This window comes from Aeromicrobium sp. SORGH_AS_0981 (assembly GCF_031453195.1).
Taxonomy (GTDB): Bacteria; Actinomycetota; Actinomycetes; order Propionibacteriales; family Nocardioidaceae; genus Aeromicrobium.
Genome location: NZ_JAVIZD010000001.1, coordinates 2,946,951 through 2,969,476 on the forward strand (window position 1 = coordinate 2,946,951; position 22,526 = coordinate 2,969,476).

Below are 22,526 nucleotides of genomic sequence, written 5' to 3' on the forward strand. Positions count from 1 at the left end.
CTCAGCGCCCAGCACAGGGCGGGGCGCCCCGGCCTCGGCGAGCGCCCGCCAGCAGCCTCCGCTCGTTCTCCGTGGCCTGGGAGTGCAGCTCGCGCCATGCGGCGGGGAGGTCGGCGACGTCGGCGTCACCGCCGGTGGGTGCCAGGCTGCCCACGAGTGACCGACAGGTGATCGTCGTCGGACGCGACCGCAGGTTCAGCAGATTGGAGAGCCGCAGCCACTCACGCCACTGCTTCCGGTGGGCCGGCCCGAGCACGGTGTCGTCGTCGACGACGAGGGCGAGCGTCACGTCGGTCATCGAGGCGGCGCGCGCCAGCGCGACCGTCGCCCCGTCGCGCCAGGCCCACGCCCCCAGCCCGTCCGCTGGGAGTGCTCCGCCGTCGAGCACCTCGAGAGCGACCGATGCCGGGTCTACGTCGGCCGGAACCTTGCCCTGCGTCGCGCGGCCGAAGAGGAACATCGGCATCCAGTCGGCGAGTCGCTGCCGCTGGTCGGGGTCCGGCGCGTCGATCCACGCGACGAGCTGGTCGATGGCGCTGCCGGACACGAGGCCGACGGTCTTCTTGTCGAGGTCGGCCTGCGGGTTGACCTTGAGCAGATCCGCGACGCCGGGGTCGAACCACGCCGGCGGCGCCACCTCGGCCTCGAGGTCCTCCCAGGTGACGGCCATGACCATGTGGCCGGCATCGCGCAGGTCCCGGCGCTTCTGGGCGTCGTCGGCGATCCGGTTGTGCGCGGGCGACGCGTGGAAGGCCCAGCCGTCGCAGAAGATCGCCACCTTCGGGAGCGGCTGGTCGCACTGCAGGAGGAAGTCGGGCTTGGCGCCGAGCAGGTGCTGCTGAGGCTCGAGGCTCCACGTGCGCTTGTGCCGCTTCACGAGAAGCCGGTTGCCGTTCGGCCCGGGCTTCTCGCTCACGTGGGCGCCGAGAGCGACGAGACGCTCGGTGAGCACCGCGCGGAACTTCTTCTCGATCACGGTCTCGGGGTCGAACGACTCGACGGGCTCCTCGACGAGCGACCAGGCACCGCCGTCCAGGAGCAGCGACCGGAGGTGCTGCTCGGCGGCCGAGCGCGACACCAGGTCGGTCCGCCCGGGTGGCGCGAACGGCAGCAGGCAGCGGTGGCACGCGAGCCGTTCCTCGTCGGTGCACGGACAAGCCTCGAGCACGTCGAGCGCCCGCTGAAGCACGTCGCGGAAGGTCTCGGGGTCGGCGAGGTCGGCCAGGTAGCCCGTGCCGCCGGGGACGACGTCGTGCAGCAGCAGCGCGTCGTGGTTGGTGTCGTCACCGGGCGCGGGGTCGACGGCCGTCTCGACGGCGATGTGGTCGGGCGCGCCGCCGATCAGCTCCCGCAGCCCGAGCAGCAGCGCGGCCGAGAGGCTGGGCACGGCGAACGAGTCGCCGAGGGCGATCATCGAGGGCAGTCGCACCACGAGGCCTTCGGTGCGCAGCTCGCGGTACAGGGCGAGCTCCTTCGTCGACTCCTCGGCCTTGCGCCGGTTGGGGCACCAGGGACGGTGCTCGGACGCGCTGTTCCTCGACGACTGCTTGTCGAGCTGACCGCAGGAGGAGCAGACCCGGAACAGGGTCGCTGCCGTCTCCTGCTCGCTGAGCGTCAGAGGACGTCCCTGCGCGACGGTACGGCCGACGTTGAGCCACCGGATGGTCATGTCGCGCAGGTGCTTGACACCGAACCCGTTCTCGCTGACGTACCACTGCTTCACGAGCTTGGCGGGGTCGACGTCGGCGAGCGGCACGATCGTGAAGCGTTCGCGGTCGCGCTCGTCGCGCGCGTCGTCGATCAGCGACTCCTCGCGTCGCATCGCCGAGGAGACCTTGGTGAGTTCGACGACGTCGACCCGTTGCTTGACGTCGGCGATAGCAGGGGTGCTGCACCGTGGGCACTCGGTGGGCACGGCGTCGTCGGTGACGTCGTGGGTGAAGCCGCAGCCCGGGCAGAGCACCCACGTGCGGACCGACTCGGCCTGGTGCCCGAGGTCGACGGCGTCGACCTCGATGCGGTGGCCGCGGCCGTAGTACTTGGCGCCGGGCGCGAAGTCGCGCAGCGCGAGCGAGGCCGCGCGGCGGAAGGTCTGCGGCTCGGACTGGTAGTCACCGGTCTCGGGGTCGATCCAGCTGAGCGCGACGTCGAGGTCGACGGAGTCGTCGAGCAGCGTGTAGTTCGGCAGCACGCCGTGCTCCTCGAGCACGCCGATCCAGTAGTCGCCGCGCAGCCGGGCGATGGTGGCCTTGTTGATCTTCACCGCCGCCAGTGCGGTGCGGTAGGCGGCCTTGTCGTCCTCGGTGGCCGCCGGGCCCTGAGCCTTCTGCTGCAGCTCGTCGAGCGAGGCCTGCACCTCGTCGATGCGGTGCCCGAGCGTCTCGATCTCCTGCGCCCAGCGGTGGGACGCCGCGAAGAGCCGTGCGGCCAGCGGGCTGGAGTGTTCTCCCGTCGCCGGGGTGGCCCACTCGCGCAGGCCGCGCACGGACTCCTTCGACAGGCTCGGGAAGCCCCTGAGGAACGACTCGAGGTTGGCCTCGGCGTCGGACTCCGCGAGGTCGATGAGGGCGCGGAGGTACCCGCCCGACTCGGCGTTCATGGCCTCGGTGGCGCGGCGGGGGTGGATCGCGTTCACGTCGCGCGCCATGCGGTCGGCCACGGACGCGACGTACTGGCGGCGCAGGATCTCCTCGGCGTCGAGGTAGGTGGCCGGCGGCCGCACCTCCCCGTTGATGACCGAGAGCGGGTCGCCGAGGCGCGGGAGCTGGTCGCCCCGACCGGTGACGAACGCGAGGTCGAGGGCGTTGCCCGTGAGGCGCCCCGCGCGCCCAACTCGTTGCAGGTAGGAGGCGACGCTGCGGGGCAGTGACGCGAGCACGACGGTCGAGAGGTCGCCGATGTCGATGCCCATCTCGAGCGTCGGCGTGGCCACGAGCACGTTCGGCGAGTCGGGTTCGGCGTGGCTCGCCTTGAAGCCCTCCTCGTACTCGAGGCGGGTGGCGTCGTCCAGCTGGCTGGTGTGCTCGCGGGCGACGACGCGGTGGACGTCGCTCGAGGCGTACATGCGCCGGTAGAAGTTGTCGTCCACCCCCTTGGCTTCGAGACGCCCGGCGCAGCGGACGACCATGCAGGGTGCGCCGTCGAGCTGCTCCCGTACCTCCTGGGCGACGGGGACCTGCGTGTGGCAGGTGCTGCACTCCAGGCGGTGGTCGCCGCGCTGCAGCGCGACGGTGTCGATCGGCTCGACGACGATCGTCTCGGGTCGCAGCTGGTAGACCCGGGCGTCGCTGCCGGAGCGGACGACGTCGACCACACCGCGGTCGGCGAGCCGATCGAGCAGCAGCCTGGCGAGCAGCCCTCCCTCCATCGGCGCGAGGCCGAGACACCGGGCGGTCCACTGGGCGTACCAGCTCTGGGCTCCGGTGACCGGGTCGAGGTCGGAGTCCTTGCTCGCGGTTCCGGACCCCACGCGCGGATAGCCGGGTGCAGCGCGGCCTCGGGGGAAGGCGGGCATGCCCTCGTGCCGGGGGCGTCCGCCCCAGATGGAGTACCGCTTGCCGTCGTCGTGCTGGTAGCGGGCGAACCACTCGTGGGCCAGGGCACCACGCTCGCGCATGCGCTCGAGCACGCCCCGCACCCAGGCAATGAGCTCCGCGTCGGTCGGTGGGTCGTCGAGCGTCTGCTGCGCGGCCTCGTCGAGGGTCCACCGGCCGGCGGCGCGCAGCGTCTCGGCCGACTGGTCGACCCGCGCAGCCGCGGTGCCGGTCATCTCGAGCGTGCGGCCGATGCGCGACTGCAGGCCGAGCTCGAGCGACACGTCGAGCAGGAGCCGGCGCCGGACTCGGGCCCGCGCCTTGGGCGAGACCGTGTCGGCATGCCAGAAGTCGACGAAGTCGTCGCGGTCGGCGAGGTCCGGGGGCAGGAGGCGGTACCGCTCGGATGGCGTGCCGGCCCGGTCGAGCACCCGTTCCACGAGGACGTCGAGGGCGACAGGCCCCCCGCTCATCGCGTCCCGCAGCACCGATCGCAGGGTGAGCGCGTGGGAGCGGCTCTGCACGAAGCCGGCCCGGTGGGCGGCGTCCTGCACGCTGTCGGTGAAGACCAGCGCCTTCTTCTCCCTCGGGTCGAGCCCCCGCGTGCCGAAGAGCGTGGAGAGCGACACCGAGAGCATGGTGGCCACGGCGGAGCCGAGGAACCGGATGCCATCGACGCGCTGGCACGAGGGGCACCAGTCGTCGCGGCTGCGCTTGTCCCGGTCATCTTCGCGGTGGGTGAGGACGGGCAGGGTGCGCCCCTCGAGCCAGTCGACGTCGTCCGCCTCGGGTGCGGCGACGGTGAGGGTGCGTGCCGTGGTGGACAGCCAGACCAAACCGTCGACCTGTCCACCGGCCAGCACGGCGTCCCCCTCGGCGGGGGCGTAGACGAGCGGCTGCACCTTCCCGTCGCCGGCGGCCTTGCGGGCACGGATCCGGTCGTCGCTGACGTCGAGGTCCCAACCGGTCGGCGCGAGCGCGGCGGCCCAGCCGGAGCGTCCGCAGTGCCGGCAGTAGATCGCGGGCAGGACGGTGTCGTCGCTCGCGCGGGCGCCGTCGTCGGACCAGCTGAAGGCAGGCGCGGAGGACGCGGCGCGGTCGATGCGGGTCAGCTCGCGCACCCACAGGTGCAGGTCGACCGAAAGCGCCTCGCGTCCGACCGTGGCGCGGACGTGGCTGAGCGCTGCGACGTAGGCCAGGAGGAACGTCTCCGCCTCCTCGGCGTCATCCGTGGGGACGAGCTCGAGGAGGTCGCTCAGGTGCACGGCGTCGGAGCAACGGGAGACGAGCTCGTGCGTGAGGTGCTGGACCTTGAGCACGGTCAGCATCGCTCCCTCGTCCTGCGGGTCCTTCGAGGGGGAAATGCCGTTCAGGACGGCCCGGGCGACGGCCTCACCGTCACCGGGGTCGACGGACCTGAGCAGCTCGAGCACGGCGGTGACGTGCTCCCCCGTGATCCGGTCGGCGGGACCGCCGCCGTGCCACTCCTCCGGGGAGAGCCGCGACTCGGTGATCACGGCGCGCTCGTCGAGCTCGTCGTCGCCGAACACGGTGCGCGCGAACTCGAGCATCGTGGTCGGGTCGCCCTTGTCGCCGAGGGTGGCCGACGTCGCGACCGGAGTGACGTCGCCCAGCGGGCGAGTCCACTCCTCGTCGGACCGGTGGCTGTGCAGGACGAGCCCGAGGCGGCGTAGGAGCATCGAGACGTCGGTGCCCTGGGCGCCGTCGTAGGTGTGGAACTCGTCGAGCACCAGGTACTGCAGGCTGTGGGCGCTCTGCTCCCAGATGCGCGCGTCGGCGTCGCGCAGGAGCATCTGGTCGAGCATCTTGTAGTTGGTGAGGACGATGTCGGGCGCGTCCTTGCGGATGATCGTCCGGTCGGTGATGAGACCGTCTGCCGTCACCTTGGTGCGCTGCTTCTGCTCCTCGCCCGTGTAGAGCGCGGCGGTGACGCCGGACAGCTCGGTGCTTCCGGCGATGAGCCGCGCGAGCCGGCCCGCCTGGTCGTTGGCGAGCGCGTTCATCGGGTAGAGGATGAGTGCCTTGGTGCCGGTGACGCCCTCGCGCCGCGCGCGGAGCACGTGGTCGAGGATCGGGACGAGGAACGCCTCGGTCTTTCCCGACCCGGTGCCCGTGGTGACGAGCGTGGGCAACGGCCGCGGTCGCTCCCCGTTCAGTCGCGCGCTGGAGAGCCGCTCGAACGACGCTGCCTGGTGACCATACGGCGTCGGCCCCTCGTACCAGTCGAGGTGGTCGCGCCACCCCTCGTCAGCGGCCTGGAACGGCAACCGCAGCCGCAGGAAGGGACCCTTGAAGATGCCGTCCTTGCGGTCGGTGAGGAACTCCTGCAGCCGGGCGCCGGCGTCGTCGTCGGCCAAAGCAAAGGTGGTGCGCAGGTACTCCGCCAGTCCCTCGCGGATCGTGGTGAGCTGGTGACTTGGAAGCAACTCGTGGCCGGTCACGACTCGTCCCTCAGACGTTCCTCGAAGTGCGCGTAGGCCCGCCGCATGTCGGCCTCCCGGTCGAGCGTGACGAACGGCAGCTCGTAGGTGTAGGTGGTGCCCGCTGGATGCGTCGCCGTGCGCTCCTCCTCGCTGATCCGGTCACCCTTCTTCCGCCAACTTGTGAGCACACTGTTCGGTACGATTCGTCCAATTGCGTCGTAGTGGTGGACTTTTCGGTCGTAGTCGAAAAGGACTGGAAACTGGGTCCGGTAGATCGCGCAGAGTTCGTCGGCAGTCAGTTCCAAGGCCAGCGCGGATAGCGCGTCGATTTCAAGTTGCGCCTGTCGCCGTTGTCGCGGATTCCGCAATGGCGCCTCGGGCGTCCATCTCTGATCCGTGGCGGCGGCCCACAATTCGCCGTATGCATCGGTAAGACACACGAGCCGTGCTACACGAGACCGAACCTCACTGGCCAGTTCAAATGCAGGATTGAACGGTAGCCTCGCGGCGGTTCCGGACCTGATCGTAGATTTCGGTGCGACCCGAACTGCAAAATCCACTATAAGGGAGGACATATAGCCCTGGATCTCAAGGAGTTGAGATAATTCAAGTCGTTCGCCCCCCATAGAGAAAATTCCATCGACATGTGCAGCCCCGGGTGGGATGACCGCTGAGATCAGGGTGCGCTCTCCGTTGTTTGCCGCCATATTGCGCCAAGCGATGCGGAAGTAGTTTTGAGCGGAATCTCCATCCTTTCCCCATTTGGTATACCCAGCGTAGTACCGGGCGCGGTCACCGACGGGCTTGTATGAGGTGATAGGCAAAGCATCCGAGGGAATACTTTCGAGGTCCACGATCGACCAGTCCTGTTGATGCAACATCGTCCGATTGGGTGACTTGAAGAAGGGTAGTGAGACGAATAGATGGGGTCCTTGCAAAATGACATCGTCCCACGTGGCAGCTCGCCCCCATTGAGCATCAAAGTATCCCTTCGTACGATCGTTCTTCTCGTGCCAGCCTGCCGAGAATTCCAGGCCAAGTTCACTTAAGCGAGGCGCTCGAGCAAGTTTGGCGAGGACATCCGAAGTCGACCTGTTTACCGTGTACACCATCCGAGTGTGTCGGACCGGAACATCTGCGTTCTCAAGAGCCGCTCGCCAGGTTGAAAGTACTTCGTCAGTGACTTCGACTAAACGATCGGCATGCGGGCGAAGGTCCCAATTGCCTGTAGCGTCACGAATCCCTGGTTCATCACCCGATCCATCGTGACCGAGCGACCGCTCCACGGTGTCGGGGTGGTACAGCGAGGTAGCCATCATGAATGCTGGTTCTCCCGCTGCCCCGTACACATGTACGCCATACACCATGAGGTGGTGGACCTCGAAGAGTTGCAACTCGTTGACGAATTGCCAGTGCCGTCGCAAGCGTTCGTAGGTGGCCTGACGCAGCGGACCCGCTTTCTCGTCGGTGAAGTGCGTCTCCGGGTGGATCAACGCGACGGCACCGCGGTCCGACTGGTTCCGCCACGTGCGCTCCATGAAGCAGCGGTAGAGGTCGGGCTGTAGGCCCGCCAGGAACGGGTACGCCACGGGCGACCCGACGTAGGCGGCCAGGGAGGCCACGTCGGTGGTGCCGTCGACGAGCAACTCCGCCATGCCCGGGATCTCGAGCGTCGCCTCCCGGCGCGCTGCGACCGCTTGCTGCGTCGCCTTGGCCTTGAGCTGCCACCAGGGATCACCCTCGGCGAGCAGCGCCTCGACGTCCGACCGCGGTCGCACCCATGGCGGGTTACCGACCTGGAGGTCGAAGCCGCCCCGCCTGAACACGGAGGAGAAGTCGAGCTCCCAGTGGAAGAAGCCGTGCTGCTCGGCCAGCTTCTGCGCGACAACGAGCCACGGGTGCTGAGCCTCGAGCGACTCGACGCGGCGGACACCGGCGAACTCGAGGTCGCGGGCCTCGGCCTCGCCGAGGGCGTCCCAATCGCTTACGTCGGTGAACGCCAGCTGGTTGCCTGGCTGGACGCGGCCGGCACTGCCGACCAGACCCTGGAGTGCGTCGATCCAGTCCTCTAGCGAGGGCGGCGCGACGATCTCGCCAGCCACGGTAGTGAGCGTCTCAGTGAGAGGCCAGAACCAGAGTGCGCACCAGGCGTCCATGACGAGCTTGAGCCGCCGGTAGGCGCTGCCCGCGTCTTCGAGGCTCTGCTCGATCTGCTCACGCGTGACCGTGCCGCCGCCGGGCAGGTCGTCGGCGCTCCACACGTCGATGGAGCGCCGAATCTGCTGCTCGGCGACCTCGAGTCGACGGGCGGCGATGCTCCACAGCACCTCGACGCGCCGCGCGATGTCGAGCAGTGCCTTCTCCTGCGCCTTGGTCGGCGTCTTCAGCACCGATTTGCGCCAGGCCTTGAGACGGGCGACCGCCTCGGGGGCGAGCTCCTTGCCCTCCTTGGCGTCGACGGCCGCACCCCACCCGTCGGCTGGCAGGAGGAAGTGGTGGATCGTCCCCTCGGTCGAGGCCTCCGGGTCGTGCAGGGGCTTGTCGATCGGGACGGTCTTGAGCCACGCCTTCCCCTTGAGGTGGTCGGTCCGGTAGACGGACCGTCGCGCGCCAACCAGGGAGTTGCCGCGCCGCAGGTGAAGGCCGAACCAGGGCGCCTCGAGGCCCTCGACCATGGTGTCGAGCCAGAGCGAGATCTCGGCGAGCTCGACGGCTGTGGCGTTGAGGTCGACTCCGTGCACCTGGTGCAGGGCCAGGTAGGCCTTCACCTTTTGCAGCTCGCGCGGGTAGTCGTCGGGGTCGATCGTCTCGCCGGTCTCCGCCTGTCGGCGGGTCAGGTACTCGGCGGCCAGCTGCCGCACGGCCTCGATGGCGAACGCGCCCGACCCGAGAGCCGGCTCGCAGACGGTGAGGTCGAGGATCTCGCGCGCCGAGGTGGTGCCGTCCTGGTCCAGCAGCTCCTCGAGCGCCTGGGAGACGACGAACTTCGTGAGCACCTCGGGGGTGTAGTAGGAGGCCGACTGCTGCCGCTCGCGGCCCGCGAGGCGGTAGACGAACGACCCACGCTCGTGGACGACGGGCCGCTTCTCCCCCGTGTGCTCGTCGGTCTCCATGACGAAGTCGGACGCTGCGATGCCGTCCGAGCGGTGCGTCGGCACCACCCACGAACCCTTCGACGCGTCACCGCCCTTGGCCACCTCGTGCAGGTCCTCGGTGGCGAAGAAGCCGGTGTAGGACATGAGACCCTCGTACACCGCGCCCAGCTGGTTGATGCCGAGCTCGGCGTAGGAGATGAAGCCGCGGTCGTTGCCCTTCTTCTCCTTGCTGAGCAGCAGGTGCTGCAGCACGCGCTGCAGGGCGGCGTTGCCGAGCCGGACCTCGCTGATGAGGCCGACGGCCTCGGGCAGGAAGAGGTCTGCCTTCAGGCTGCGGAACGTCAGACCCTCCGTGCCCGCGTCGGGTGCCGCCGCCTTCGGAGCGTGCCCCTGGTCGACGAGCCGGAAGAGCACGTCGAGGGAGTCGTGCAGGTGGGTGCCCTGCTCGGCCGCGGGCGTGGCGAGCTGCACGAGGGTGAGGTCGCGGAGGCGGTCGAGGCTGTAGCCGCGCTCGTACTCGGGAGCGCCGACCGGCAGCACGCCGAGCTCGGGCGAGGCCTCGGCATAGAGCAGGAACAGGATCCGGTAGAGGAACCGCAGCGACTGGCGCGCGAGGGGCTGCGCCTGGTCCGCCGGCAGCGGATCGAGGCCCTGCTGCGCGCGCCGGGCCACGACCTCGTTGGCGATGATCTCGATGGAGAGGCGGACGCCCTCGCGCAGGTCGGACGAGACACCGACGGTGTGCCGGACTGACTCCTCGAGCGGCTGCCGCCACCAGACGTTGCCGTCGGCGTCGGGGGCGAGCGACTCGGCGTCGAGGCAGGCGAGTGCGCGGTCGACCTCGCCGTACTTCTTGTCCTCGTTGCGCTCGCAGACCAGCTGCAGGTCGACGAGCAGGTAGCGGCCCTCGGCCCAGCGCTCGCGCTCGGCCACCAGGGCGAATCCGCCGGCCAGCACGAGGACGAAGTCCGGGTGCTCCGCGGCGGTGAAGAGGCGCGAGACCATGCGGGCCGCCGACGTCTCGGCGTCGCCCTCGTCCGGCTCCCATGTGCCGAGCAGCGTCTGTGCGTCCTTGGCGAGGAGGTCCTCGACGGACTCGCACGGTCGGGCGTGGACGATCGCGAGCGGGGCGGCGCCGGTGAGCCCTGCTGCGTGCACGTGCACGACCGGCCCGTGGTGGTCGAGCTTCAGGCCCACCCGGTGGTAGCCGAGCACCTTCTCGACGGTCTCGTAGAGCCCGGGGAGTCGGTCGTCGTCCTCGGCGAGGGTGGCGAGGACGGACAGCAGCTCGGCCCGCGCGGCGGAGAACCGCGACCGGGTGGTCGGCCCCTCCTTGTCGACGTCCCACGCCTTGCGGCGCTCGACGACCTTCGCCTGGAACGACTCCTTGGTGGCGTCGGTCGTGAAGTAGTGCTCGCTGATCCATCCCTCGCCTACGACGAGCGCGTCGCTGACCGGCATCAGTGGTCCTCCCCCACGACGACGAGCAAGGGCCTGACGAGGTGCTGCTCGGGGAGCATCTCCTCGGCGATGCGTCGCTCGTCGTCGACGGCGGCGCGACGGTCGCGCACCTCGTGGCGCTGCACGAGCGCGTCGGCGTCGTGCTCCCAGGCACGCACCCGCTCCTGCCAGGCGGCGACACGCTCCCGCACCGACCGCTCGGCCGCGTCGGTGACGCCGCGCATCGTCCGCCTCGTCGAGGCGACGGAGGCGGCGACGATCCCGCCGAGGCCGGTGCCGTCGACGCCCCCCTTGTTGATCGTCGAGACACCGAGGCGGTCCCACGCCTCGCCGACGTCGCTCACCGGCTCGGCCGGCGCGAAGCTCGGGTTGGCCGGGTTCGGCACCTCCACCAGCACGAACGACGACACCACGACCTGACCCTTTCTGTTGGTGAGCACGGCGTGCGTGAGCACCGTGGGCACGTCGACGGCCCCGCGGACGACGAACACCTCGTTGCGGTTCAGCTCGGCGAGCGCGCGGTCGCCGATCCAGTCGAGCACGGGATGCAGCGGGCCGAGGTAGTGCGCCTCCGGCCAGGTGGAGGTGGACTCCTGGCTGCGCGCGGCCGCCAGCTCGGCATCGCCCTTGGCCGTCGAGGTGGCGAGCACCAGGCGGCGGGTGACGTCGCGCTCCTTGAGGTACGTCTGGGGAAGCACGGCGAGGCGTGCGGCGAGGTCGGGCGGGGGCGCGAGCACGACGAGGGCGTGGTCGGGGCGGCGCTGCCAGCCGATACCGTTCGGCAGGTCCTTCTCCGGCGTGGGGAAGACCTCGTGCACGGCGTCGTCGAGGAACTCCAGGTGGGATCCGTAGATGCCGGTGCGCGCTGGGGTCGGCGCGGCGCTCGCCTTGCCGGCCGCGGCTCCGAGCTGGGCGAGGAGGGCGTCGAGCGAGTCGCCCGCGGTCACGTCGCTGACCTCGGCCACCTCGTCCTCGAGCGCCTTCTGGCCCGCCAGCACCTTGCGGATGGCCTTCTCCTCCGCCTCGACGGAGTACTCCCCCATCAGGGAGGCGACGTCGCCGAGCGCGCGGTGCGCCTCGTGCTCCTTCTCCACCAGCTTGGTGAGCACCCGGACGTCGCCGGCGAACTCCCCCGCCGACGGCTCGAGCAGGAGCGTGGTGATCTGCGGTGAGTGACGCTGCCCGTAGCGGTCGATGCGGCCGTTGCGCTGCTCGATGCGGATCAGGCTCCACGGGATGTCGAAGTGGACGAGGTGGTGGCACTGCAGGTGCAGGTTGACGCCCTCGGAGGCGACGTCGCCGGTGACGAGCACGCGGATGGGTGATGACGCCTGCTTGAAGGACTCGACGATCTGCTGCTGCACCTCGTCGGTCAGCTGGCCGTGCATGACGACGACGGCGTCGTCGCCGAGCCTCAGGTCCTTCATCAGTCGGTCGCGGAGCCAGCCGAGGGTGGCGACCCGCTCGGAGAAGACGACGGCTCGCGTGTCCTGGCCCTTGCCGACGCCGATGGAGCGCAGGTGCTCTACCAGGGCGTCGTACTTGGCCGACGTGCCGGCGAGGACGTCGGCGTTGAGGTCGGCAAGCCGATCGAGCGCGTCGATCTCCTGCTTGCCCGCGACGGTGTCGGGGTCGGCCTTGCGACGGCGCTCCTTGAGGGTGTCGCGGAGCGCGGCGGGGCTGGAGAGGAACGCCTTGGCCAGGGTCCAGGGGAACAGTGAGGCGTTGTCGCCGGAGTACGGGCTCGAGCCACCGGCGGGGTGCAGCCAGGTCTCGTCGAGCTCACGCGCCACGGCGTCCTCGACGTCGGACGCGGGCACCATCACGTTGTTCGGGGGCAGCCGCGTCGCCCACTCGTTGCCGACCTCGGCCTCGACGTCGGGGCTGTGGCGGTGGCGGCGGATGACCAGCCGCTTCAGCTGCTCGGGGTCGAGCTCGCCGTCGGGCGAGACGGCGCTCGGCTCGAGCATGCGGACGAGCTCGGCGAACGACTCCTTCTTGCCGTTGTGAGGCGTGGCCGACGCGAGGATCAGCGCGTCGCACCTGCGCGCCAGCAGTCGGGCGAGGCGGTTGTTCTGGGCGGTGGCGTTGGTGACGTTGTGCGACTCGTCGATGACGACCGCGTCCCAGTACTGCTTCTCCAGGTGCGCCAGGTACCGGTCGCTCTTGAGCGTGTCGATCGAGACGATGACGCGCTTGTAGTAGGCGAACGGGTTGCGGCTGGCGGGCAGCTTCTGGCGGATGCGCTGGATGCCGACGGAGTCCAGCCGGACGAACGGGAGCGCGAACCGCGTCCACATCTCGTGCTGCGCCTGCTCGAGCACGTGCCGCGGCGTGACCACGAGGATGCGCTCGCCCCGGCCGCGTCGGACCAGCTCGGACAGGATCATCCCGATCTCGAGCGTCTTGCCGAGGCCGACGGCGTCGGCCAAGAGGATGCGAGGGCGCAGGTTGTCGGGGTCCAGCGCCTGCCGCACCGCCGCCTGCTGGTAGCCGAGCGTGTCCGCCAGGGCGCCGGTGGCCGCGGGGATCGCAGGGTCGCCCATCGGTGCTGCGGTCTTCCGCAGCGTCGCCTCCAGCCAGAGCCTGGCGCGTCGGTACCCGGGCGAGGTGTCGGCCACCAACGTCGCGGCGGCCGGGTCGAGCGGCTGCACCTCGTCGATCGCTGTGGAGAAGATCGCGTCGGTCTCGCGCACCAGCTCCGACAGCCCCTGAACGTGCACGAAGTGCCCGTCGTTCGCCGGCTCCACGTTCGTGACCAGCCACTCCTCGTCGCGGACGACGACGATCGAGCCGGGTGCGAGGTTCGTCGCGGTCGACGCCTCGTCATTCGTGATGGTCACATGCGCCCCAGGATCTCTTGCTGCTTGGCCGTGTACATCTCCTGCGTGATCAGGCCTTGGTCGAGCATGTCCTTCAGCTGTCGGAGCACCACCACCGGGTCGGCCTGCGCGGGCTGCTCCGGCTGCGTCATGCCACCCATCGCGGCACCCATGGCACCGGTGCCCCAGGCGACACCGACGAGGCCGTCGACGCCGCCGCCGCTCTGCCCCGCCGCGAACGCCGCATCGGCCACGGTCGTCTGGGTGTAGGCGTTCCCGATCGAGCCGCCCAGCATCGCTCCCTTGTTGTACTTGTCCATCAGCTCGCGGGACGCCGTGTCGTAGTCGACGGCGGACACCGCGACCGAGACGATCTCGAGGCCGAACCGCTCGAGCCAGGACCCACCCGGGCCGGCGGCCGACGTCATCGCCGCAGCGAGCTCAGGACCGTGCATCGCCAGTGACGCGATGTCGGTGGTGCGGGAGAGCGTCTGGAGCGCGGCCTGGAAAGCCGTCAGGAACTCCTGCGTCAGCTGTCGCACGGTCTCGCTGTCCGCGAGGTCGTAGCTGCGCTGGTTCGCCGGCAGGAAAGTCTTGAAGAATCTGATCGGGTCGACCACCCGGACGGAGTAGACGCCACGCGCCTTGAGTCTCAGCACAGGCGCTTGAGTGGATCCGGGAGGGACGAGCGAGAAGTCCTTGTAAGGCATCGGACTCGGCGTGCCGAACCCGAGCCCGCGGATCTCGCGCAGGTTGACGAAGGACGCCAACTGCTGTCGGCCCGGCAGGCCGCCGAACCTGAACCGGTTCCACGACTGCTCGATCAGCGACCGGCCGATCCCTCCACCGGCGAAGACGCTCGGCTGCCCGTCGTTGCGGTAGACGAAGTAGCCCGGCTGCACCGAGGCGTCCGTGATCTCGCCGCCGTCGGTGACAACCAATGCCGTGTTCTCGGGAACAGCGATGCGCGACCCGTCGGAGATGATGTTCTCCCCGGAACGCCTGTTGACCCCCCGACCCCAACGCTTCCCCTGGAAGTCGGCGGGAGCGATGACGGTCTTCTCGTCGAACTCGGGCGCGGTGAAGAACTCGACCCACTGGTCGGCCAGCGTCCCGCCGATGGCGTCGCCGGCGGCTCCGATCAGTCCCATGCGTTCCCTGCCTTCGTCTCTTGCATCAAACCCGCCTCTGCCTGGTCGAAGCCGTTCAGGTGTCGTTGGAGAAGCGCAGGGCCACTGGCTCCCCGCACGACTTGCACGACTTCGGGATGCCGATGATCACCTCGTTGCGGGTACCGCAGCCAGGACATTCGACCACAGCTTTCTGAGACCGCTCCGGCACGTAGCTCTTGTTCACAATCGTTCCGGAACCGTTGTCAATGTAGAACTCGTCGACGGTGCCGGAACTGATCAGGGTGCGGAGATCGCGGTATGCGGTGGACACCCGAACACCAGCGATATCAGCAACACGCTGCACCGGCATCGATTCGACGCCCTTGAGAATCGGAGGGTACTTCCGAAGACGGCCCGCCTGTGTCGAGATCCGGAGAGCCCAGTATCCGCACGCCGCGGCGATGCCCAGGAAGATGAGCGCTGCAAGAAACCACCCGAACCGCTCCGATCCGGCGTCGGCGTTCGCCGTGGTCTCCTTCCACCACAGATGACCGGAGGTCTCCGTGCTCTCGACCGTCGTGCTCGCAAGGATGCACATGAGCCCGAGGAATCCGGAGCAGAGTGCGATGTATGTCAGAATGCTGGCGCCGATCCTGCTTCGAGTCAGCTCGATACCGAGAACCGTCACGTCCGAGAACCTCTCTGCCCCACCGTCACGAACACTCGCCCACCCTAGACGTGAACTGGTGCACCCATCTCGAATTCCGGGCGGTCGAGAGGGCTGCGCCGTAGAGCTTCATGAATACTGCGCCTGCACCGTCATCCACCCAGACCGGCCTCGGCGTCGTCGAGATGGCGTCGGAGCAGAGGGAGCCTCAGTCCTTCGAACGGTCGTGAGTACGCCAGGACAACCGGCCGACTTCCGGGCTCGATCGTCGAGCCCGCCGACGGGCGCTGCGCTCGCACGACCCATTTCGAATCGTCCCAAATGCCCCGCGGCCCATCGAACTGGACGGCGTCCATCAGCAGGGGTTCGCCGTGGCCCTCCACCTCGCAGTACTGCTTGGCCGCACGGACGGTCCAGTCGGAGAAGTCGGGCAGTGGATCCGTCGAGCCTTCCGGCGCGGGACCTTCGGCGTTAAGCCCGGCGTACGCGCTGCGAAGCATGCGCAGTTGCCTCTCCGAGAACCTGGTACTCCCGCCGCTCGCGTCCGGACGTGCCTTCGCCCTGATGTCTTGGACAATCGCCCGGTGAATCTCGGGGCGAGTCTCGCTCACGGTCAGGGCCGTCATGCACTGCATCGCGAGCTCAAGGATCCAGGCGTCTGCCTGACGAGCCTGTCCATTCACCCACTCCGATGCCTTCCCCAATAGGCCTGCCCCCGCACCGAAGGTGAACCAGCCGACCGCAGCTCCGGCCAGGACATTCCCTGCCAGGAACAGGCCTTCCTCCGTGCCGCTGAGTTTGCCGTCGGCGATTTCCTGGGCCAGAGCCGCATAGCTGCCTTGGACGTCGACGACCGAAGCCTCAAGCCTTGTGATCTCGAGCATCGTGTCGAGGAGAGTCGCCATCGGCCCTGAGCTCAGATTGATCTCGTCGAACCAAGGATTCCTCAGGCACCAGTGCAGAGAGACGAAGTCCCGCCAGCCCTCGTCGTCGTGAACCAGCTCGCCGAAGAGCGGAATCCATTCGATCGACCGCGATCGGACAGCCTCGAGCAGGTCGAGGATCTTCTGTTGCTCCTGCTCGGTGAAGTGGGGGAACGCGCGGATGGAGCGATCGATGGCGCCACGCTCCATACCGACCGAGTCGAGATCCTCGTCGTCGAGTCGGCCGAGAAGCACGGTCTCGCCGGCGTGGAGACTCAGCAGCGCTTCCCTCGGAGCATCGACGAGGTCGAAAAGGGTCGGCGTCCTGAAGATCGACATCAGATGGTTCCTCCCTGGAATCGAGTCGGAGGCAGCTCATGCAGCCGCTGCCGCAACGCCTTGACTGCGACTACCGCTGCTCGAGCGGACCGGCGGCGCGCGATGGTCCAGCGAGTTCCGAGGGCGGCGACCACGCGGACACCCGTCAGGCGCGGTCATCAACTCGGCGGCAAGGCCCGCTGCATTCGCGGCGCCGGTTGAGGCGATCTCCGACTTCACCCACACGGCCACGTCGGCCGGATCCTGACCAGTCCTGATGCGCATGACGGCTGAAAGCGCGACCGAGGCGAAGGCCAGCTCCGGGAGGAACTCGTCAACGGAGTGCCCGAGCCCGAGGTTGTCGACGGACGAGGCCACCCGTTCGGTGAGTTCCGTCCCACTGATGCCGGTGTCGATCACCGAGGCCCCGAAGCCCGCCTCCCGTGCTCGTGCCGCGGTCTCGCTCGTCACCGCCACCGCAATGCCCTGATCGGTGTACTCGGACAATCGCGGCGCGATGGACTCCCACGATCCGGCCTTGACCTGGATCCGCTCGATCACTTCACCGGCGGAGTTCACGATCTCCACGTCGTGCCCGGATTGGGTCAACGATGTCGAGAGGTGCGCGTCGGACGGGAGGCCCTCGAGGCCCGGGAACTCCCCGGACTGCGCCCTCTCCCGCACCCTGATCTCCATCGCGGTGCCCTTGACCGAGTTCGTCAGTCCGAGCAATTGATCCTCGCTCAGCGGATCGAAGACCCTGGAGAGGCCGTATACACCAGCTTCGGCGCCCGTCCCGTACTTCGCCTCGTGCCCCAGTCTCGCCCACGCCTCGAGGACCTCCGAACTCCAGGTGTCCGAAGCGGAGTCGGTGACGGTGTCCGTCAACAACGCCGCGTCGACCAGGCCCGGCGAGCGGCCACCGAAGCGACGGAGGATCTGCTCCGGTCCACGGCAGCACGCCAGGCCGCACCCCTCGTGTGCGAGTCGAGCGTGCTCCGTTCGATCTCGGCGAGTACGGACCGGTGCTCCGCGCTGATCACGACTCGCCCTCCGGCGGTCGGCCGACGCGACGCACGAGCTCGTCGATCACGGCCTGCTGAGCGACCACGACATCGATGATCTCCTCAAGAGTCCTCGTGACCTCGGCGAAAGCCTCCTCCTGCGTGACCGTGCGCCGGGCCGCGCCGAGGCCGTCCATGGCCTTGTTCGCCCCGACCCGCGTCTGATCCATCACCTTCCTCGCGCGAGGGTCGTCGGAGACGTTGTCGGCGAGCTCCTTCGCCTGTTCGACGAACTTCTTCCACTGCGACACGTCACCCCTCCAGCAGGGAAGCGAAGAACCCGGCACCGGGAGCGTCAGGAGTTCCGACGACGAGACCTCGATCGAGCAAAGTGTTCGCGCGCTCACAACTGGTCTCGGGAAGGAGGAGGCACGCGTGGCACGCCGCCATGTTCAACGCGTCCTTACCGCCCGCCCGCGTCTCGATGCACACGGGGTCGGTCGAGCACCAGGCCGCCCGCTCCACCGCGGACTTGAGCACGCCCCACAGACGTTCACCGTCGGCCTGCGCGGACAGACCCCCGAGACTGCCGGCCGAGTCCGCGGACGCCGTGTAGATCAGAACGCCCGCCTGCTTCTTCTCCACATAGAGCCGTTCGCGGAGCGACGCAGCCGGATACCCGGCATCGAGCGACAATTCGTTGATCAGGAGATGCGCGGTGGAGTGCAACAACACCTCCTTCGCCGTCAGGGTGTCGGCGCCGACGCCTCGCAGCGCGGCGCGCGTGTCGAGCGCATCCTGCATGATCGCGATGCGACCGGTTGCGAAGTCCTCCTCCGCCCACGCGCTGATCGCGGCCTCGTCGAAGTTGATGAAAATGCCCTCGCCGAGAACCTCGATCGCCGGCAACCAGAATTTCTTCTCCCGCGAGAGCGCGGCGGAATGGCCCGCCTGGGCGTCGTCGCTGTCGGGTGACACCACGCGGGTGAAACCGTGAAGTGCGCGGACCTCGCGGAGACGACTCACTTCGCAGAGACGTTCGATGTGGACGGCCGCCTCGTCCGGGACGTCGCGGACGTGGGCGACGAACTGGTCCTGGGGCGACTCCTCCGGATGGCCGGCGTACAGCGCCTTGAACTCGTCCTCACGCAGCTCGAGCTCGCCGATGGCCTCGGTCCCCTCGAGCATTCCCTTGCGTTCGAGCACCGCATTCACGAACTCGTCGATCGAGGCGTTCGGGAGCGCACCCTTGACAAGGTTGCCGACGCTCGCGCGAATGGCGTCCGCGGGAATGGCCTCCAAGAGCAGCCAGTGCTTCGCGACGAGCTTCTGGACCTTGTCGGACCACGGTGGGATGGAGATCGCAGAACGCACCGAGGGGAACCACACGCTCGAGGACCCACGCTGCATGGTACGCGGCACCTGATCGCAATCCTCGTTCTCCGCTCCGCGGAGCCAGGGGCGACGTCCGAAACACTTCGTGACTCCTGCCAGGGAGTTCGCGCCGAAGGAACCCGCAAGGGACTTGGATGGGGTACCGCACGAGCACGAGATGATCAGGTCCTTCAGGGAAGAACTCTGGCCTCTGGTGGTCAAGCGCAGGTCGTGTCGACCTTCCAGCGACTTCGGTCCGTGCAACCACCGGGAGTAAGGGAACTCGTCGATATGGCCATTGGCACAACTGACCACGAACCGAGACGGGACCAGGGTCCGAAGGTCCTGCTCGCACCGATTCTCGCCCCACTGACAGAGTTTCTGGTGGTAATCCAATCGATGACAAACCGGGCAATGATGCAGCTCGGGGAAGCGGATGACCGGGATGTCCTGTCGCTTCTTCGATCCCGACGGAGGGAGTCGGAAGGTCTGAACGCCGAGCGAACGGGCAAGCCGCGGCTCAGGAATCTCGCGGTGCTTCTTGTCTTCCCAATCGTCCAAACCGAGGATCATGAAGCTCTGATCCTGCGCGGGAAACAGGGCTCCGACTCCATACGTAGAAATGAGCTGCGATCGACGGGATTCTGCTACGTGATCAGACACTTCCCACTCCCTTCGGAGATTGGAATCGACTACGAACGACGTAGAGGTGCGACGTGGCGTCCACGTCACGAAGACTCGTCATCGTCGGCCACGGCGGCGAGTCGACCGGGTAGTCGAACTCTTCGTCGTCGACCACATCGCTCGTATCTTGGAGGAGGGCATTCGGCTTGGTCGCGGTGTTCCAGCCCGCGTAGTGGTCGACAGCTCCGACGGCAGACGCAGCCTTCCAGGACGAAACAAGATCACGAAGATGCTGCTCCACCTTTTCGACAGTCTCCGCGTCGCCGTTCGTGACCGTGCTGGCGCGGGCCACGATGGTCCGGATGACTCCCTCGAGCTCGGCTCCCCAGGCATCGATGTCACGCGCCTTCTTCTCGTCGTTCGCGCCAAGAATCGCCTGACGAACGAGCGAGACGAACATGCCGTGCAGTCCCCTGTCCCTGGCGCGGGCAGCGAACGGGGTGGCCCCGGTGGCCTCAACCTGGCGGTACAGAGCCTGGTGATAGGAACGAAACATCTCGTAATGCGAGATGTCTCTCGAGCGAGCGCTGTTGTAGATGACGACGACGAGTCCCGGGTAGCGACGACCCACACGGCTGGTGGCCTGGATGTACTCGGCGGTCGCCTGCGGTTGCCCCATGACCGCCATCAGACCGAGCCGATCGACGTCCACGCCGACCGAGATCATGTTGGTCGCCAGGACGACGTCCGCGGTCTCTGCCTCAGGGAGGCCCTTCGCGAGCCGATCGAGAGCGTCCGGCACCTTCGTCGAGTCGATGCGAGAGGTCAGCTCGAGGGTGTCGTCGTCCAGCTCCCGGGGCTCGTGGCCGAGGCGAGTCGCGATGACCTTGAGGCGATCCGGAACGTCGTCCTGGACCTGCATGAAAGCGCCACCCAGGACTCGCAGACTGTTGAAATAGCCCAGCAGCGTCCAGTAGGCGTCGCGCACCTTCTCGGCGGCGGGAAGGTTCTTGCCCGCGTCGAGCAGCGCACCGTAGACACGGACCATGAGCGTCGTGTGGCTGACACCCGGTGCCATGACACCGACGTACAGGCGGTCACCCTTGAGCGCCGGCGGCGCCTCCACGGCGAAGAAGGAGTCGTTCGCGTCGATGCCCGACGGCGGGAACTGCGCCGAGTCGCGATCGAAGACCGCTCTCACCTGGTCCTTGGCACGACGGATCGTCGCCGTCGAGGCCAACACCTTCGGGCGCGATCCCTGTCTACTGCAGGCCGCATCGACCGCGGTCTCGTAGAGGCCGACCATGGTGCCCAAAGGACCGCTTATGAGGTGCAACTCGTCCTGGACGATGAGGTCCGGAGGCGATCCGGTTAGCCCACCGAAGAGATTCCGCGTCTCCGCCCTCCACGCCATCATGGCGAACTTGTCGACGGTGCCAATGACCAGCGACGGTGTGTACCGGTAGACGTCCTCGTCGATGAGATGAACCGGCAGACCGTCGGCGAAGTCGCAATCCCGGCCGGGGCACCTGACCACGAGTCGATCCGGCCCTGCGACCACCGAGTAGTCGTGGGGCAGGAGATCCGAACCACAGGCTGGGCACCGGACGAGCTGACGAGGATTGCCGACGTCGCTGAACTCCCCCGCGGAGATGAGCTTGAGCGCCTTCTTCGCGTCCTTCGCCTTGTTCGGCGTCGCGCCCTGCCCGACCCAGAGGCCGAGTGAGATCGGTTCGGCCGTCGGCAGCTTCTCGCGCCTGAGCGATTCCATCGCACAGATGAGGCCGGCAGCGCGCTCGAACTGCTGGATCGTGAGCAACCGCAGCGTGTAGCGCATCAGCACCGACACTCCTCCGTCGTGCGGATCACGCAGTCGTCGCAGGAAGATGGAGAAGGCGATCAGACCGAGGTACGCCTCGGTCTTGCCGCCGCCGGTCGGGAACCAGAGGAGGTCTGCCTGGTCCCGGCCCTTCGAGGACGGATCGGACACGTCCTCCAGATTCATGAGGATGAAGGCCATCTGGAAGGGCCTCCACTCCTGCTGAGCCGCTTCCGCGGCGCGCTTGCCGTCCCGGATGAGCACCTGTCGGTACCGCTGCAGAGTCATGGCCGAGTTCATGAGCCGAAAGGCCTCGCCGACGTCGTCGGACTCTCGAACCAGAGTGAGTCCACGACGCATCCGAGCCGCAGCCTTCTCGGCTTCGGCGAGGTGCTTTCTGGCCGTCTCCTGCAGTGCAAGGTCGAGGTCGGGGACGACATCCCGTCGAGATCCGATCCAGCTCTCGTAGTCGTCGACCATCACGTCGAGGCGATCGAGGCCGGACCCGTTCGCCAGATCCGCCATGGACAAGGGCGCGTCTGCGCGTCCGCCGGCCGAATCCGCCAGAGGCAGCGCGAAGTCCGGGATCGACGTGGTCCTCAGCGCGGTGACGTCAGAACCGGCGTCCCACGTGACAGCGCAGCCGTGGCCCGTCGCCAGGTCGCGTGCATCCCGGTACAGAAGGGCGTAGGAAGCGGATTCATCGTCGCCGGAGTGGATCCGTGTCGCGTTGCGATCGACGAAGTGGCCCCCCACCGCGTCGACGTCGATGCCGACCTGAAACCAGCAGTAGGCGTCGCGCCGCCCCTTCTCCGGAGCTTCGACGGTGCTCACCAGAGCAGCGGTGATGGATGAGACGCCGGCTACCGGCGCTCGCACCACGACCTGGAGCTCCAGACCTTCGGCAAGAGGATGCCTGCTTCGACGCACGTCATCGGTCGTGACGCGCACCTCTGCGAGCTCGGGCTGTTCGCGGCGCCAGCCGTCGTCGGTCTCGACGAACCGCGCTGCCCTGGCGCGCACGACAAGTTCTGCGGTCTCCGCGGGCACGACGGCGAAGGACATACCCATCGATGACGGGTACTGACGGTGGCTCTGCGCGACTGCCGGGTCCACCACGGCGTCGCTCGATGCGCCGGCAGCCGACTCGGGAAGGTCGGGAACGTCGTCGAGATCGTCGGAGCTGCGCGGATACAGGATTCCCATGACGAATCGATCGAGCGGCTCCTCCTCGAGGGTCTCCTCGTCGGGACTGCCGATCAGGTCGTCGGAGAGCGCGTCCACCACGAGCTGTCGCAAGTGGTACCAGGGGTCCAGTGAACTCATCGTT

Annotated in this window: 10 protein-coding genes; all 10 read right to left on the minus strand. The window is 68.1% G+C overall.

All coding sequences use genetic code 11. The features are described 5' to 3' along the window. Position 1: 1 nt before the first annotated feature. Positions 2–5,995 carry a DEAD/DEAH box helicase gene (locus QE370_RS14650; protein WP_309634792.1) on the minus strand — a complete coding sequence of 1,998 codons (5,994 nt, stop codon included), beginning with the start codon at positions 5,993–5,995 and terminating at the stop codon, positions 2–4. Further along, positions 5,992–10,533 carry an Eco57I restriction-modification methylase domain-containing protein gene (locus QE370_RS14655; protein WP_309634793.1) on the minus strand — a complete coding sequence of 1,514 codons (4,542 nt, stop codon included), beginning with the start codon at positions 10,531–10,533 and terminating at the stop codon, positions 5,992–5,994. Before QE370_RS14655 ends, QE370_RS14650 begins: the two co-directional genes overlap by 4 nt. Then, entirely contained in the window at positions 10,533–13,376 is a 2,844-nt protein-coding gene (locus QE370_RS14660) for a helicase-related protein (RefSeq protein ID WP_309634794.1), read from the minus strand. Before QE370_RS14660 ends, QE370_RS14655 begins: the two co-directional genes overlap by 1 nt. Beyond that, positions 13,373–14,506, minus strand: a complete 1,134-nt coding sequence (locus tag QE370_RS14665; protein ID WP_309634795.1) for an SPFH domain-containing protein — start codon at positions 14,504–14,506, stop codon at positions 13,373–13,375. Before QE370_RS14665 ends, QE370_RS14660 begins: the two co-directional genes overlap by 4 nt. Before the next feature lie 55 nt (positions 14,507–14,561). Further along, positions 14,562–15,155 (minus strand): hypothetical protein, encoded by a 594-nt coding sequence (locus QE370_RS14670; RefSeq protein WP_309634796.1) that lies wholly within the window; start codon positions 15,153–15,155, stop codon positions 14,562–14,564. Positions 15,156–15,286: 131 nt separating this feature from the next. Continuing rightward, the gene (locus QE370_RS14675) at positions 15,287–16,396 is read right to left on the minus strand and encodes a hypothetical protein (protein WP_309634797.1); all 1,110 of its coding nucleotides are present in this window, start codon (positions 16,394–16,396) and stop codon (positions 15,287–15,289) included. Between the two features lie 36 nt (positions 16,397–16,432). Further along, on the minus strand, positions 16,433–17,263 hold the full coding sequence (locus QE370_RS14680) for a hypothetical protein (RefSeq protein ID WP_309634798.1): 831 nt from the start codon (positions 17,261–17,263) through the stop codon (positions 16,433–16,435). Between the two features lie 151 nt (positions 17,264–17,414). Further along, positions 17,415–17,690 (minus strand): hypothetical protein, encoded by a 276-nt coding sequence (locus QE370_RS14685; RefSeq protein WP_309634799.1) that lies wholly within the window; start codon positions 17,688–17,690, stop codon positions 17,415–17,417. 1 nt (position 17,691) lies between these two features. Continuing rightward, positions 17,692–19,485, minus strand: a complete 1,794-nt coding sequence (locus tag QE370_RS14690; protein ID WP_309634800.1) for a DUF1998 domain-containing protein — start codon at positions 19,483–19,485, stop codon at positions 17,692–17,694. Beyond that, positions 19,409–22,522, minus strand: a complete 3,114-nt coding sequence (locus QE370_RS14695; protein WP_309634801.1) for a helicase-related protein — start codon at positions 22,520–22,522, stop codon at positions 19,409–19,411. Before QE370_RS14695 ends, QE370_RS14690 begins: the two co-directional genes overlap by 77 nt. Positions 22,523–22,526 lie beyond the last annotated feature (4 nt).